Source organism: Pseudomonas sp. GW821-FHT01E10 (assembly GCF_059422365.1).
The window spans coordinates 322,783-336,440 of the sequence record NZ_JBWKWT010000003.1 but is presented as its reverse complement, the minus strand read 5'-3'; the positions used below and the strand labels follow the sequence as shown (position 1 = coordinate 336,440).

The 13,658-nt window shown below is 58.5% G+C and carries 14 protein-coding genes and 2 tRNA genes; 12 read left to right on the top strand and 4 right to left on the bottom strand.

What is annotated here, in order from left to right; genetic code table 11:
* Window positions 1–40 precede the first annotated feature (40 nt).
* The 5 genes from AC07V0_RS08075 to AC07V0_RS08055 are packed head-to-tail and all read left to right on the top strand — an operon-like array spanning window position 41 to window position 4,224.
* The gene (locus tag AC07V0_RS08075) at window positions 41–823 is read left to right on the top strand and encodes a transporter substrate-binding domain-containing protein (protein WP_018926930.1); all 783 of its coding nucleotides are present in this window, start codon (window positions 41–43) and stop codon (window positions 821–823) included.
* A 56-nt stretch (window positions 824–879) separates the two neighbouring features.
* A complete protein-coding gene (locus tag AC07V0_RS08070; RefSeq protein WP_018926931.1) occupies window positions 880–1,608 on the top strand; it encodes an ABC transporter permease in 729 nt (242 codons plus the stop codon).
* Entirely contained in the window at window positions 1,605–2,315 is a 711-nt protein-coding gene (locus AC07V0_RS08065; protein WP_018926932.1) for an ABC transporter permease, read from the top strand. Before AC07V0_RS08070 ends, AC07V0_RS08065 begins: the two co-directional genes overlap by 4 nt.
* A 12-nt stretch (window positions 2,316–2,327) precedes the next feature.
* Window positions 2,328–3,446, top strand: coding sequence for a succinylglutamate desuccinylase/aspartoacylase family protein (locus tag AC07V0_RS08060; RefSeq protein ID WP_064619966.1), 1,119 nt, complete (start codon window positions 2,328–2,330; stop codon window positions 3,444–3,446).
* A 13-nt stretch (window positions 3,447–3,459) separates the two neighbouring features.
* A complete protein-coding gene (locus AC07V0_RS08055; protein WP_086944783.1) occupies window positions 3,460–4,224 on the top strand; it encodes an ABC transporter ATP-binding protein in 765 nt (254 codons plus the stop codon).
* A gap of 52 nt (window positions 4,225–4,276) precedes the next feature.
* Here AC07V0_RS08055 and AC07V0_RS08050 read toward each other — a convergent pair whose 3' ends face one another.
* Both AC07V0_RS08050 and dcd read right to left on the bottom strand, forming a co-directional pair.
* A complete protein-coding gene (locus tag AC07V0_RS08050; RefSeq protein ID WP_019580966.1) occupies window positions 4,277–4,486 on the bottom strand; it encodes a hypothetical protein in 210 nt (69 codons plus the stop codon).
* Between the two features lie 107 nt (window positions 4,487–4,593).
* Window positions 4,594–5,160: a dCTP deaminase gene (gene dcd / locus AC07V0_RS08045; protein ID WP_007904652.1), complete on the bottom strand. Its 567-nt coding sequence runs from the start codon at window positions 5,158–5,160 to the stop codon at window positions 4,594–4,596.
* Between the two features lie 354 nt (window positions 5,161–5,514).
* On the opposite strand from dcd, the gene AC07V0_RS08040 reads away from it, so the two are divergent.
* The gene (locus AC07V0_RS08040) at window positions 5,515–5,724 is read left to right on the top strand and encodes a cold-shock protein (protein WP_002554837.1); all 210 of its coding nucleotides are present in this window, start codon (window positions 5,515–5,517) and stop codon (window positions 5,722–5,724) included.
* Window positions 5,725–5,874: 150 nt separating this feature from the next.
* Here AC07V0_RS08040 and AC07V0_RS08035 read toward each other — a convergent pair whose 3' ends face one another.
* Window positions 5,875–6,882 (bottom strand): DUF481 domain-containing protein, encoded by a 1,008-nt coding sequence (locus tag AC07V0_RS08035; protein ID WP_018926937.1) that lies wholly within the window; start codon window positions 6,880–6,882, stop codon window positions 5,875–5,877.
* 138 nt (window positions 6,883–7,020) lie between these two features.
* On the opposite strand from AC07V0_RS08035, the gene AC07V0_RS08030 reads away from it, so the two are divergent.
* The 4 genes from AC07V0_RS08030 (at window position 7,021) to AC07V0_RS08015 (ending at window position 11,831) form a co-directional block, all read left to right on the top strand.
* Window positions 7,021–7,401, top strand: a complete 381-nt coding sequence (locus AC07V0_RS08030; RefSeq protein ID WP_219731186.1) for an MGMT family protein — start codon at window positions 7,021–7,023, stop codon at window positions 7,399–7,401.
* Window positions 7,402–7,445: 44 nt separating this feature from the next.
* Complete coding sequence (locus tag AC07V0_RS08025; protein WP_018926939.1) at window positions 7,446–9,014, top strand: AmpG family muropeptide MFS transporter; 1,569 nt, start codon at window positions 7,446–7,448, stop codon at window positions 9,012–9,014.
* A gap of 130 nt (window positions 9,015–9,144) precedes the next feature.
* The gene (locus AC07V0_RS08020; protein ID WP_018926940.1) at window positions 9,145–10,860 is read left to right on the top strand and encodes a proline--tRNA ligase; all 1,716 of its coding nucleotides are present in this window, start codon (window positions 9,145–9,147) and stop codon (window positions 10,858–10,860) included.
* A gap of 17 nt (window positions 10,861–10,877) precedes the next feature.
* Window positions 10,878–11,831 (top strand): hypothetical protein, encoded by a 954-nt coding sequence (locus AC07V0_RS08015; protein ID WP_018926941.1) that lies wholly within the window; start codon window positions 10,878–10,880, stop codon window positions 11,829–11,831.
* A gap of 97 nt (window positions 11,832–11,928) precedes the next feature.
* Here AC07V0_RS08015 and dinB read toward each other — a convergent pair whose 3' ends face one another.
* Window positions 11,929–12,990: a DNA polymerase IV gene (gene dinB, locus AC07V0_RS08010; RefSeq protein WP_018926942.1), complete on the bottom strand. Its 1,062-nt coding sequence runs from the start codon at window positions 12,988–12,990 to the stop codon at window positions 11,929–11,931.
* A 301-nt stretch (window positions 12,991–13,291) separates the two neighbouring features.
* On the opposite strand from dinB, the gene AC07V0_RS08005 reads away from it, so the two are divergent.
* Window positions 13,292–13,368, top strand: a tRNA-Met gene (locus tag AC07V0_RS08005).
* 224 nt (window positions 13,369–13,592) lie between these two features.
* Window positions 13,593–13,658: transfer RNA gene (locus AC07V0_RS08000), tRNA-Met, on the top strand.

Genomic DNA, 13,658 nt, shown 5'->3' with positions numbered 1-13,658 from the left:
TGCGCCACAAGCGCTCATATTGGTTCTTAGGGATTGAATAATGAAAAAAGCATTGCTGACCCTTTCTGCACTGGCGTTGTGCATGGCTGCCGGCTCCGCGCTGGCAAAGGAATACAAAGAATTGCGTTTTGGTGTTGACCCTTCCTATGCGCCGTTCGAATCCAAGGCAGCCGACGGCAGCCTGGTGGGCTTCGACATCGACCTGGGCAATGCAATCTGCGCCGAGCTGAAGGTCAAGTGCAAATGGGTCGAAAGCGATTTCGACGGCATGATTCCAGGCCTCAAGGCCAATAAATTCGACGGTGTGATCTCTTCGATGACCGTCACGCCGGCTCGCGAAAAAGTCATCGACTTCTCCAGTGAGCTGTTCTCCGGCCCTACCGCCTACGTGTTCAAGAAGGGCTCCGGCCTCACCACTGACGTCGCCACGCTGAAGGGTAAAACCGTCGGTTACGAGCAAGGCACCATTCAGGAAGCCTATGCCAAAGCCGTGCTGGACAAGGCCGGCGTGAAAACCCAGGCCTACGCCAACCAGGATCAGGTGTATTCCGACCTGACTTCCGGTCGTCTCGACGCCGCGATCCAGGACATGCTGCAAGCCGAACTGGGCTTCCTGAAGTCGCCAAAAGGCGCCGATTACGAAGTCAGCAAGCCTGTCGACAGCGAATTGCTGCCAGCCAAAACTGCTGTCGGTATCTCGAAAGGTAACAAAGACCTCAAGGCACTTCTGGACAAAGGTATCAAAGCGTTACACGACGATGGCACCTACGCCACCATTCAGAAGAAACACTTTGGCGATCTGAATCTGTACAGCGGCAAGTAATGCCCGGCGCCCATCTCGCGATGGGCGCTTTTTTCACCCGATCAGGTTGCTGATTTATGTTTGAAAACCTATTACAAAACCTGGGGCTCTCAGCCTTCAGCCTTCAGGGCTTCGGTCCGTTGCTGTTGGAAGGCACTTGGATGACCATCAAATTATCGGTGTTGTCGCTGTTGGTGGCCGTGTTGCTCGGCCTGCTGGGCGCCAGTGCCAAGCTGTCAAAAGTCAAACTGCTGCGCGTGCCGGCGCAGATCTACACCACGCTGATTCGCGGGGTACCAGACCTGGTGCTGATGCTGCTGATCTTCTACAGCCTGCAAACCTGGCTGACCTCGTTAACCGACCTCATGGAATGGGAATACATCGAGATCAACCCGTTCAGCGCCGGGGTCATCACCCTGGGCTTCATTTATGGCGCGTACTTCACCGAAACGTTCCGCGGGGCGATCCTCGCCGTGCCACGGGGCCAGGTCGAAGCCGCCACCGCCTATGGCCTCAAACGTGGCCAGCGTTTCCGTTTCGTGGTGTTCCCGCAAATGATGCGCTTCGCCCTGCCGGGCATCGGCAACAACTGGATGGTGATGCTCAAGGCCACCGCGCTGGTCTCGATCATCGGCTTGGCCGACCTGGTCAAGGCGGCGCAGGACGCCGGTAAAAGCACCTATCAACTGTTCTATTTCCTGGTGCTGGCCGCATTGATCTACTTGCTGATCACCAGTGCCTCCAACGTCGTCCTGCGCTGGCTCGAACGCCGCTACGCCGCCGGTGCCCGGGAGGCCGTACGATGATCGAACTCTTGCAGGAATACTGGAAACCCTTCCTTTATACCGACGGCTACAACATCACCGGCCTGGCCATGACCATGTGGCTGCTCAGTGCGTCGATCTTCATCGGCTTTCTGGTGTCGATCCCGCTGTCCATCGCCCGGGTTTCCCCCAAGCTCTACCTGCGCTGGCCGGTGCAGTTCTACACCTATCTGTTTCGGGGTACGCCGCTCTATATTCAGCTGCTGATCTGTTACACCGGCATCTACAGTCTGGCGGCCGTGCGCGCGCAGCCCGTCCTTGATGCGTTCTTTCGCGATGCGATGAACTGCACGATCCTGGCTTTTGCCCTGAACACCTGTGCCTACACCACGGAAATCTTCGCCGGGGCGATTCGCAGCATGAACCACGGTGAAGTCGAAGCGGCCAAAGCCTACGGGCTGACCGGCTGGAAGCTGTACACCTACGTGATCATGCCGTCGGCGCTGCGTCGCTCGCTGCCTTACTACAGCAACGAAGTGATCCTGATGCTGCACTCGACCACCGTGGCGTTCACCGCGACCATCCCGGATGTCCTGAAAGTCGCGCGCGACGCCAACTCGGCGACCTTCCTGACCTTCCAGTCGTTCGGCATCGCCGCGCTGATCTACCTGACCGTTACCTTTGCGCTGGTCGGCCTGTTCCGCCTCGCCGAACGCCGATGGCTGGCCTTCCTCGGGCCGACTCACTAGGACAATTCGTACATGCGCCACCAGATTCATGACCTGCTGGCCCCACTGCCGGGGACCGTGCGACAGATCCACAGCTTTCACTTCGGCCCCCAGGCGGCCAAAGGCAAGATCTACATCCAGTCCTCCCTGCACGCCGATGAACTGCCCGGCATGCTGGTGGCCTGGCACCTCAAACAGCGTCTGGCGGAGCTGGAAGCCGCCGGCCGGCTGCGCAGCGAAATCGTGCTGGTGCCCGTGGCCAACCCGGTCGGCCTGGAACAAGTGTTGATGGACGTTCCATTGGGCCGTTACGAGCTGGAAAGCGGGCAGAACTTCAATCGCTGGTTCGTCGACTTGAGTGAAGAAGTCGGCAACGAGATCGAAGGCTTGCTGGGCGACAATCCACAACGCAACCTCGAACTGATCCGCAGCAGCCTGCGCGACGTATTGGCGCGCCATACCGCCAGCACGCAACTGCAATCCCAACGCCTGACCCTGCAACGACTGGCTTGCGATGCGGACATGGTGCTGGACCTGCATTGCGATTTCGAAGCCGTGGCACACCTCTACACCACGCCCGAAGCCTGGCCTCAGGTCGAGCCGCTGGCGCGTTACATCGGTGCCGAAGCCAGCCTGTTGGCCACCGACTCTGGTGGCCAGTCATTCGATGAATGCTTCACCCTGCTCTGGTGGCAGTTGAAAGAACGCTTCGGCGAGCATTTCGATATTCCGCTGGGCAGCTTTTCGGTCACCGTCGAATTGCGCGGTCAGGGCGACGTTAATCACCCGTTGGCCAGCCTCGACTGCCAAGCGCTTATCGATTATCTGATTCACTTCGGCGCGATTGCCGGTGAGCCGGCGCCCTTACCGGAACTGCCCTACCCGGCCACGCCGCTGGCCGGCGTCGAACCGGTCGCGACACCCGTGGGCGGACTGCTGGTGTTTACGGTCCTGCCCGGGGAATACCTGGAGGCCGGGCAGCTGATCGCCGAAGTCATCGACCCGATCAATGATCGCGTCACCCCTGTTCATTGCACCGTCGCCGGGCTGATGTACGCCCGTTCGCTGCGGCGCATGGCCACTGCCGGCATGGTAATCGCCCACGTCGCGGGCACCGAAGCCTATCGCAGCGGCTATCTACTTTCGCCTTGAGGATGCATGCCCCATGTACAAACTGACCATCGAAGGCCTGCATAAAAGCTATGGCGATCATCAGGTGCTCAAAGGCGTTTCGCTCAAGGCCAAAACCGGCGACGTTATCAGCCTGATCGGCGCCAGCGGCTCGGGCAAAAGCACCTTTTTGCGCTGCATCAACTTTCTAGAGCAACCCAACGACGGCACCATGAGCATGGACGGCCGGAACATCCGCATGGCCAAGGACCGTCACGGCATCCATGTGGCCGACCCCGATGAGCTGCAACGGATCCGCACCCGCCTGGCCATGGTGTTCCAGCACTTCAACCTGTGGAGCCACATGACGGTGCTGGAAAACATCACCATGGCCCCGCGGCGGGTGCTCGGTTGCACCAAGGCAGAAGCCGAGGACCGCGCCCGACGTTACCTCGACAAGGTTGGCCTGGCGCCGCGTGTGGCGGATCAGTACCCGGCGTTCCTGTCGGGCGGTCAGCAACAACGGGTGGCCATTGCCCGTGCGCTGGCCATGGAACCTGAAGTCATGCTGTTCGACGAACCAACCTCAGCACTCGACCCGGAACTGGTGGGCGAAGTGCTCAAGGTAATTCAGGGCCTGGCCGAGGAAGGCCGGACCATGATCATGGTCACCCATGAAATGAGCTTCGCCCGCAAAGTGTCGAGCCAGGTGCTGTTCCTGCATCAGGGGCTGGTGGAAGAAGAAGGCGCGCCGGAAGACGTGCTGGGCAATCCGAAGAGTGAGCGGTTGAAGCAGTTCTTGAGCGGCAACCTCAAGTAAAACGCCACCTTCCCGTGGGAGCGAGCGATGCTCGCGCCCACAAAAGCGGGTATCAGACCACAGGTGCGGGAGGTGGCTCATCCGGCAGGGTGGGCTCTCCGGGTTCTGTCGGATCTTCATTGGGGGTGTCGGGATCAGGCTGATGGGGGATGCCCCCTGCCATGCTGACTGGCGGATGCGCCAACAAGGACCAGGCCAGCACACCAACCTGATTGGGCTCGAGCCTTGCCAGTTCGGCACTTATTCGCGGATCGATCTTCATGAAGCACTCCTGAGCGATGGCCCGATCCGCCTTGCGCGAATCGGAGCGGTACACCCCATAGAGTGTACGCCCGCCCAGGAATTCCAACGGTTTGTCAGACGGTTGACTCAGGTACGCGGCAAGGTCACGCCACGCTGCCCCTGATACTTGCCGCCACGGTCCTTGTAGGACACTTCACATTCCTCGTCGGACTCGAGGAACAGCATCTGCGCCACGCCTTCGTTGGCGTAGATCTTCGCCGGCAGGTTGGTGGTGTTCGAGAACTCCAGGGTCACATGGCCTTCCCACTCGGGCTCGAGCGGAGTCACGTTGACGATGATGCCGCAGCGGGCGTAGGTGCTCTTGCCCAGACAGATGGTCAATACGTTGCGCGGAATGCGGAAGTATTCGACGGTACTGGCCAGGGCGAAAGAGTTTGGTGGGATGATGCACACGTCGCTGTGGATGTCGACGAAGCTGCCAGCGTCGAAGTTTTTCGGATCGACGATGGCCGAATTGATGTTGGTGAACACCTTGAAATGATTGGTGCAACGCACATCGTAGCCGTAGCTCGACACACCATAGGAGATCACACGACTGTCGTCACTGCCGCGCACCTGACGTTCCACGAAAGGCTCGATCATGCCGTGCTCTTGCGCCATGCGGCGAATCCACTTGTCCGATTTGATGCTCATGGCGGGTGTCCTGAATAGCGAGGCGGAAAAATTCTGTCCGGCATCTTACCGGGCAGGCGCTCCGGGTTCAAAGTCTGGGAGACAATTCTCGCCGTTCCCCCGTGAATTCCGGGGCCTCACCGCCATGTTATTAACCGTCAGTCATTAAAAAAGAGAAACCTTCGCAAGAACCATTGGCACGTTCCGGAAAAAGGGTTAAGGTGGCGCCACTGTGCTGCTTGTGTCACTGAGAATCTCTACACGATATGTTGAATTTCGATCCAACCATCTACAAGAATTTTTCCTGCTCTTTGCACTCAGTCTCGGCCAGGGTTCTTCCTGAGTCGCAGTTATCTTTGTTCAAGGAGTTACACCATGTCTAATCGCCAAACCGGTACCGTTAAGTGGTTCAACGATGAAAAAGGCTTCGGCTTCATCACTCCACAATCCGGTGACGACCTGTTCGTTCACTTCAAAGCTATCCAATCCGACGGCTTCAAAAGCCTGAAAGAAGGCCAACAGGTTTCTTTCATCGCTACCCGCGGTCAGAAAGGCATGCAAGCTGAAGAAGTTCAAGTTATCTAACTTGTACTTGCTTTAGTAAAAGGCCCCGCCCTTAAAAGCGGGGCTTTTTTGTGCCTGTGTGTTTTGTGAGGCAACAAAAAATCGCACCCTTCGGCGGCACCCACAAGTGTGGAGCTGCCGAAGACTGCGATCTTTTGATCTTCCAGCGTGTTACCAGGCCACGCCAAACCCTGCGGTATATCGGGTCTTGCTCAGGTCAGCCTCATCGCTGCCGCTGATAATGTCTCTCTCAGCCTTCAGATTCAGCGATGCCCAATCAGTGACTTTGTAGCGCAGACCGACCTCGGCATCGAGGGCGTAATCCGCGACACCCGACAAAGGCTTACCCACCTCACCCTTGGTGAAGAACTCAACCTTCTTGCCGACCAGATAACGGTTGTAGTCCCACTTCATCGCCAAGGAATAGAAATTTTCCTTGCGGCCATTGGAATACTCATAGTCGGTGTTATTCAAGAGCGACCCTAGGGAGAAGGCGCCCAGTTCGTCATCCCAGAACTGATAACCGGGGCCGGTACCGATGGTGCGCTGCCGGGACAGCTCTTCGACCTTGTCGCGCTTGTAATTCAAACGACCTTGCCAGAACCACTTATCGGTAAGGAATCGGTCCAGAGAATACTCGGCACGCCAGTTATCAGTGGTAACGACGCTATCCTGGAACTCGCGGTTGTACTCACCTTCCGCCGTATGACGCCACCGACCATGACGCGCGCTGGTTTTGAAGCCGACATCATAATCATCGGTATCTTTTTCGGCCCGCCGATAATCCAGGGCCATGTCGACATTACCCTTCCACACCAAATCCTCGACCACCGGCTTGGGCTTGAGCATCTGCTGAATGCTGGCCAACTCCACAGTCTTGGGGCCATCGCCGTTGGCCAGGATGACCTTGCCGTCCTCCGCCGCATGCAGCGACTTGGCCTTCTCGCCAGTGTAAGCATCCTGTTTGACCAACATTTGCTGATCGCTTTCCAGGGTTTTGACCTCTTTCCAGTCAATCGGAACCGCACCGGCATACGGGGTCTGGATCAACAGCTTGCCGCCATCGAAGAGCGTAATCTTGCCGCTCAGCTTGTCACCGTTCTTCAACCAGACCGTATCGGCGAGCAAGGGAGTGGATGCACTGACGACAGCGAGGCACAGTAAGGTTCTGGGCAACATAAGCGAATCAAAAGCTCAACTTTGCGAAAAAAAATCGGCATTATTCTTGGAAATAAGGCCCTGGCAAGGACTGACCCGGCTATTTCTATTGAGTTCATTTCTCAACTGACAATCCAGGATTTACCCTACAGACGGTCAATGCGTATTTTTTTCAGGAACCCGGACGTGACCGACTCAACCGCTGAAACCGAAAGCGCAGCGCAAATCCGACGCACGGCGCTCTACCTGACCCTGGCACAAGTGCCCGAGGGCAAAGTCGTGAGTTACGGTCAGCTCGCCGAACTGGCGGGACTGGGTCGCGCCGCCCGCTGGGTCGGGCGAACATTGAGCCAACTGCCCGGTGACACTAAATTGCCCTGGCATCGCGTGCTGGGTGCCGGCGGTCGGATCAGCCTGCCTGCAGGCAGCCCTTCAGGGGATGAACAGCGGGCCCGATTGCGCATGGAAGGCATCAGTGTTCTGAACAATCGTGTTGATATTCAGCGCCATGGCTGGCGCCCGGTAGAGCACAGCGGTTAGAGTGCGCGCTTTGTTTCCGTAATTCTTGAGGCAGACTCCAGCCCATGCCCCGTAAAACCTGGCGCGCCGCGCTCGCCGCCTATGCCAGCCCCTCGACGCTCGTGCTGTTGCTGCTTGGTTTCGCCGCCGGCCTGCCCTACATGCTGGTGTTTTCGACGCTTTCAGTCTGGCTGCGCGAGGCCGGTGTTGCCCGCGAAACCATCGGCTATGCAAGCCTGATCGGCCTGGCCTACGCCTTTAAATGGGTCTGGTCCCCGCTGCTCGACCAGTGGCGCCTACCCCTGCTCGGCAAGCTGGGCCGACGACGCTCCTGGCTGGTGCTGGCCCAGGCACTGGTGATCCTCGGCCTGATCGGCATGGGTTTCTGCGACCCGCAAAAACACCTGTCCTGGCTGATCGCCATCGCTGTGGTAGTCGCCTTTGCTTCGGCAACGCAAGACATTGCCATCGACGCCTATCGCCTGGAAATCGTCGACGATACCCGCCAGGCTGCACTGGCGGCCAGCTACATGGCCGGTTATCGGGTCGCGGCCCTGCTGGCAACGGCGGGCGCGCTGTTTTTTGCCGAAGGCTTCGGCTCCACCGGTTTCAACTACAAACATGCGGCGTGGACTGGCACCTATCTGCTGTTCGGCATCTTGATGATCCCGGCGCTGCTGACCTCCTTCTTCATGCGCGAACCGCCGGTGCCACTGCGCACTCAGCTTCAGGCCGGACGCTACAGCTTCGTGCACCAGCTGGCGTCGGTGTTCGTGCTGATCGTACTGCTGGTGTCCGTACCGGCCATGTTCACCCAGTTCTACAACACCGACTTCGCCAGCGTGCTATTCAACGGCGTCAGCCTGCTCGACCTGTTGCTCGAAGACCGCGCATTCCTGCGGGCAATCCTCTATACCACGCTCACCGCCCTGTGCTTGTCGGCCATGGGCCGCCGTGGCCTGGCGCCGGTGCTGACGCCGGTCAACGACTTCATTCTGCGTTACCGCTGGCAAGCCCTGCTGCTGCTTGGGCTGATCGCCACCTACCGGATGTCCGATACGGTCATGGGCGTGATGGCCAACGTGTTCTACATCGACCAAGGGTTCACCAAGGATCAGATTGCCAGTGTCAGCAAGATTTTCGGCCTGATCATGACATTGGTCGGCGCCGGTATGGGCGGCCTGCTCATCGTGCGCTTCGGCATTCTGCCCATTCTGTTCATCGGCGGTGCCGCATCGGCGGCCACTAACCTGCTGTTCCTGATGCTCACGGACATGGGCGCCAATCTGCGGATGCTGATCGTCACCATTTCCCTGGACAACTTCAGCTCGGGCCTGGCGACTTCGGCGTTCGTCGCTTACCTGTCGAGCCTGACCAACCTCAAATTCTCCGCGACCCAGTACGCCCTGCTCAGCTCGATCATGCTCTTGTTGCCTCGCCTGATCGGCGGCTATTCAGGGGTCATGGTGGAAAAATTCGGCTACCACAACTTCTTCCTGATCACTGCCCTGCTGGGCGTTCCGACGCTGCTGTTGATCGCCTTGCACTGGTTCCAGGAAAACCGCCGTGCCGGTCCGACCCCGACACCTGAACCGGCTCAGACCCCGGTCACGGAAGAATCGCAGCCTCTTTGATACAGGACGCAGAGGGCGAGCAGATTCTCGCCCTCCAGCCACACAGCCGGCCGCACGCCTGTACGCCAGCAGATCTCGCCCGTACAATGCCCCATTACTTCTCGTTATCAGCAACCGACAACGGCCAACCATGCGCACCAGTCAATTTTTGCTCGCCACACAGAAAGAAACGCCTTCCGACGCGGTCGTCATCAGCCATCAGCTGATGCTGCGCGCCGGCATGATCCGCAAACTCGCCTCGGGCCTGTACACCTGGCTGCCGATGGGCTTGCGAGTGATGCGCAAGGTCGAAGCCATCGTGCGTGAAGAAATGAACGCCGCCGGTTCTCTCGAAGTGTTGATGCCGAGCACTCAACCGGCTGAGCTGTGGCAGGAATCGGGTCGCTGGGAAGAATACGGCCCTGAATTGCTGCGTTTCAAGGATCGCCACGGTCGCGACTTCTGCGCCGGCCCGACTCACGAAGAGGTCATCACCGACCTGATGCGCAACGAGTTGAGCAGCTACAAACAGCTGCCGATCAACCTGTATCAGATCCAGACCAAGTTCCGTGACGAAATCCGCCCACGCTTCGGTTTGATGCGTGGCCGCGAATTCATCATGAAGGACGCCTATTCGTTCCACGCCGACCAGGCATCGCTGCAGGTCACCTACGACCGCATGCACCAGGCGTACTGCAACGTGTTCACCCGCCTGGGCCTGAAATTCCGTCCGGTTGAAGCCGACAACGGCTCCATCGGTGGCGCCGGTTCCCACGAGTTCCACGTACTGGCCGAGTCCGGCGAAGACGACATCGTCTTCAGCAACGGTTCCGACTACGCCGCGAACATCGAGAAAGCCGAAGCCGTACCGCGGGAAACCTCTCGTCCACTGCCTGCCGAAGAGCTGCGTCTGGTCGACACGCCGAACGCCAAGACCATTGCGCAACTGGTCGAAGGCTTCAACCTGCCGATCGAAAAAACCATCAAGACCCTGGTGGTGCACGCTGAAGAGAAAGGCAAGCTGATTGCCCTGATCATCCGTGGCGACCACGAACTGAACGAAATCAAGGCCGCCAACCAGCCTGGCGTTGCCAGCCCACTGGTCATGGCTTCCGAGGCCGAACTGCGCGACGCCATTGGCGCCGGCGCCGGTTCCCTCGGCCCGCTGAACCTGCCGCTGCCGATCATCATCGACCGTTCCGTCGAGCTGATGAGCGACTTCGGCATCGGTGCCAACATCGACGACAAGCACTACTTCGGCGTGAACTGGGAGCGCGATCTGCCGGTTCCGACCGTTGCCGACCTGCGCAACGTTGTCTCCGGCGACCCAAGCCCTGACGGCAAAGGCACGTTGGAAATCAAGCGCGGCATCGAAGTCGGGCACATCTTCCAGCTGGGCAACAAGTACAGCAAAGCGATGAAGTGCGAAGTGCTGGGCGAGAACGGCAAACCGGTCACCCTGGAAATGGGCTGCTACGGCATTGGTGTATCCCGCGTAGTAGCTGCCGCCATCGAACAGAACAACGACGAGAACGGGATCATCTGGAGCGACGCTCTGGCCCCGTTCCAGATTGCTCTGGTACCGCTGCGCTACGAAACCGAACAGGTTCGCGAAGCCACCGACAAGCTCTACGCAGAACTGACTGCCGCCGGCTTCGACGTGCTGCTGGACGACCGCGACAAGAAAACCAGCCCGGGCATCAAGTTCGCGGACATGGAGCTGATCGGCATTCCACACCGGATCGTGGTCAGTGACCGCGGCCTCGCCGACGGCAATCTGGAATACAAGAGCCGTACCGAAGCCGAGGCGCAAGCGCTGCCGGTTGCTGACGTGCTGTCTTTCCTCCAGGCCCGTATCCGCCGCTGACACCAGATAGAGACGTCATGTTCAAGCGAAACACCTTAGGCCTCGGTGGTGCCGCCCTGTGCGGCACCCTGCTGGTCAGCGGCTGTGCCAATCACATGTCACAACGCAGCGAGCACGAGGAGCGGGTCGAGCGTAAGTTGCTCGATCACAGCCTGCAGATCGATGTCGGCGAGCCCAAAGTGCTGGAGCTGCCGCAACGCCGGGTGAAAATCCACGAGCAGAAGACCTTCGAAGTCACCGAGTTCGAAGTCACACGCCACTATGACCGCTACACGCCTTACCAACCCTGGAGGGAGATCTATGAGATCCCGCTGGGGGCGGTGGCCGTAGTGGCCGGCATCGGTGCGAACGTGGTCAACGTGTTCGCCCTCGGTAATCTGCCGGACAGCGTGACGAAGGATTGGCTCAGCTATGGTTTTGCCGGGCTCAACCCGTTCATGAACGTGCAGTCTCACGGTCGCGCGCAGCAGAACCTGGCGGGCATCGACGAAGTCCAGCGTGACAAGCGCACGGAATACTCGAGTCTGCCCTGGAGCGAGCGTCCGGTGCAGGTCAAGGCCGGCAAGGACACGTTCGAGCTGAGCACCGACCGCAACGGTGTGTTGCGCCTGAACCTGCTGGACAGCCCGTTCGCCGAACATGACCTCAATCATCTGGGCAAGCTGCAGATCAGTGTCGAGGACAACAAGGACGATGTGCACACCGACTCGTCACTGGCGATCAGTAACAACTTGCGCGGCAAGCTGCTCGAAGCCCATGGGCTGATTTACGACGATCTCGAAGACGACGAGGTGAGCCAGTGGGTGCACCGGGTCAAGCGCCTGTCGGAACTGGGCCTGGAAGAAGAAGCCAGCGAATTGGAACAGAGCCTGATCGAACTGACCCGCAACGATCCCGAGTTGCAGGCTGAGTTTCTCAAGTCACTGACCAAGGATGCCGGGCGACTGGTGGCGGATCCGGGGCCGAATTAAGGCCTATTAAAAGATCGCAGCCTTCGACGGCTCCTACATTGGATGGAGTACACCCTGTAGGAGCTGCCGAAGGCTGCGATCTTTTGATTTTAAAATCTCACCGCTCAAACAACTCCAACTGTTCGAACCCGCCCCGCAAATCCTCCAGCCTCACCCCAATCCCCAACAACCGCACCGGTTTCCCGCCGCGATTGAAGGCCTGGGTCAACAACAGCTGATAACTCCCCAGATCCCGCCCTGCCCCGGCCTGCTCCAACGTAGTCTGGGTAAAATCGTGGAATTTCACTTTGACGAACGGTTTGCCCGGGCGATAGCTGCTGTCGATCCGCGCCATTCGGCCATTCAGGGACTCCAGCAGCTCCGGCAATTTATCCAGACAACTCACCAGATCCGGCAGGTCCACGTCATAGGTGTTTTCAACGCTGATCGACTGCCGACGACTGTCGTTGTGCACCAACCGCTCATCGATCCCACGGGCCAGGCTCCAGAGTCGCTCGCCGAAGCTGCCGAATTCACGCACCAGCGCCAATTTGTTCCACTCGCGTAATTGCGCGCAATCGATGATGCCGAGCTTGCCCAGTTTGTCAGCGGTCACTTTGCCAACACCATGCAGTTTGCTCACCGGCAAGCCGCTGACAAAGTCGTCCACCTGATCAGGCGTGATCACAAATAGGCCATTGGGCTTCTTCCAGTCGCTGGCGATCTTGGCAAGAAACTTGTTCGGCGCCACACCGGCCGACACGGTGATGTGCAACTGATTGGACACCCGGCGACGAATATCCTGGGCGATTCGCGTGGCGCTGCCACCAAAATGCGCACTCTCCGACACGTCGAGGTAAGCCTCGTCCAGGGAAAGCGGCTCGATCAGGTCGGTATAATCGCGAAAGATCGTATGTATTTCCTTCGACGCTTCTCTATAGGCCTCCATGCGCGGCTTGACGATGGTCAGGTCCGGACACAGTTTCAAGGCATGTCCGGAAGACATGGCCGAGCGCACGCCATACGCCCGCGCTTCATAGTTACAGGTAGCAATCACCCCACGCCGATCCGCCGAGCCGCCCACCGCCAAAGGCTTACCGGCCAGGCGCGGGTCGTCACGCATCTCGATGGCGGCATAGAAGCAATCACAATCGACGTGGATGATTTTTCGCTGCGTCATATAAAAGCGGTGTTCATGGCGAAGAAATGAAGTATCGGCGTGTCGTACCGGCAGTATCTCACTGACACCTGTATATAGCACCAGTAGTCTGAATCTTCTTTTCAAGCGGTAGGAAAAGTACCGGAGGAATTTATTTTCTCAATCGAAAGCCACCTACCGATAGAGCCAAAAGCCTTGCCCTGCCTGCGTTTCAGCCCGATCCACACCCTCTGTTTTCACCTAAGCGATTGAACAGGAACAGATTTTACCGAGATTGAAGGTTGACAGCCCGGCGATCCTCTGTAGAATGCCGACACACAGACGCGGGATGGAGCAGTCTGGTAGCTCGTCGGGCTCATAACCCGAAGGTCGTCGGTTCAAATCCGGCTCCCGCAACCAAACATCGAAAAAGGCCACTCGAAAGAGTGGCCTTTTTTGTGCGTGCCTGTTTTATAAAAAATCAGCGTTTCATGCTTTACCGAGCAGAAACGAGAAATCCTTCTGATTCCGAAACTTAGCGTTCCTCGGCGACCGTTCAGCGCTGATTCTGGTTTATTTGACCCATACTTGGATTAACGGTTGACACTACGGCGTTCGCCTGTAGAATGCCGCCACACAGACGCGGGATGGAGCAGTCTGGTAGCTCGTCGGGCTCATAACCCGAAGGTCGTCGGTTCAAATCCGGCTCC

Coding starts and splice junctions, on each gene's coding strand:
- AC07V0_RS08075 (WP_018926930.1), top strand. CDS start 41: ATGAAAAAAGCATTGCTGACCCTTTCTGCACTGGCGTTGTGCATGGCT.
- AC07V0_RS08070 (WP_018926931.1), top strand. CDS start 880: ATGTTTGAAAACCTATTACAAAACCTGGGGCTCTCAGCCTTCAGCCTT.
- AC07V0_RS08065 (WP_018926932.1), top strand. CDS start 1,605: ATGATCGAACTCTTGCAGGAATACTGGAAACCCTTCCTTTATACCGAC.
- AC07V0_RS08060 (WP_064619966.1), top strand. CDS start 2,328: ATGCGCCACCAGATTCATGACCTGCTGGCCCCACTGCCGGGGACCGTG.
- AC07V0_RS08055 (WP_086944783.1), top strand. CDS start 3,460: ATGTACAAACTGACCATCGAAGGCCTGCATAAAAGCTATGGCGATCAT.
- AC07V0_RS08050 (WP_019580966.1), bottom strand. CDS start 4,486: ATGAAGATCGATCCGCGAATAAGTGCCGAACTGGCAAGGCTCGAGCCC.
- dcd (WP_007904652.1), bottom strand. CDS start 5,160: ATGAGCATCAAATCGGACAAGTGGATTCGCCGCATGGCGCAAGAGCAC.
- AC07V0_RS08040 (WP_002554837.1), top strand. CDS start 5,515: ATGTCTAATCGCCAAACCGGTACCGTTAAGTGGTTCAACGATGAAAAA.
- AC07V0_RS08035 (WP_018926937.1), bottom strand. CDS start 6,882: ATGTTGCCCAGAACCTTACTGTGCCTCGCTGTCGTCAGTGCATCCACT.
- AC07V0_RS08030 (WP_219731186.1), top strand. CDS start 7,021: ATGCGTATTTTTTTCAGGAACCCGGACGTGACCGACTCAACCGCTGAA.
- AC07V0_RS08025 (WP_018926939.1), top strand. CDS start 7,446: ATGCCCCGTAAAACCTGGCGCGCCGCGCTCGCCGCCTATGCCAGCCCC.
- AC07V0_RS08020 (WP_018926940.1), top strand. CDS start 9,145: ATGCGCACCAGTCAATTTTTGCTCGCCACACAGAAAGAAACGCCTTCC.
- AC07V0_RS08015 (WP_018926941.1), top strand. CDS start 10,878: ATGTTCAAGCGAAACACCTTAGGCCTCGGTGGTGCCGCCCTGTGCGGC.
- dinB (WP_018926942.1), bottom strand. CDS start 12,990: ATGACGCAGCGAAAAATCATCCACGTCGATTGTGATTGCTTCTATGCC.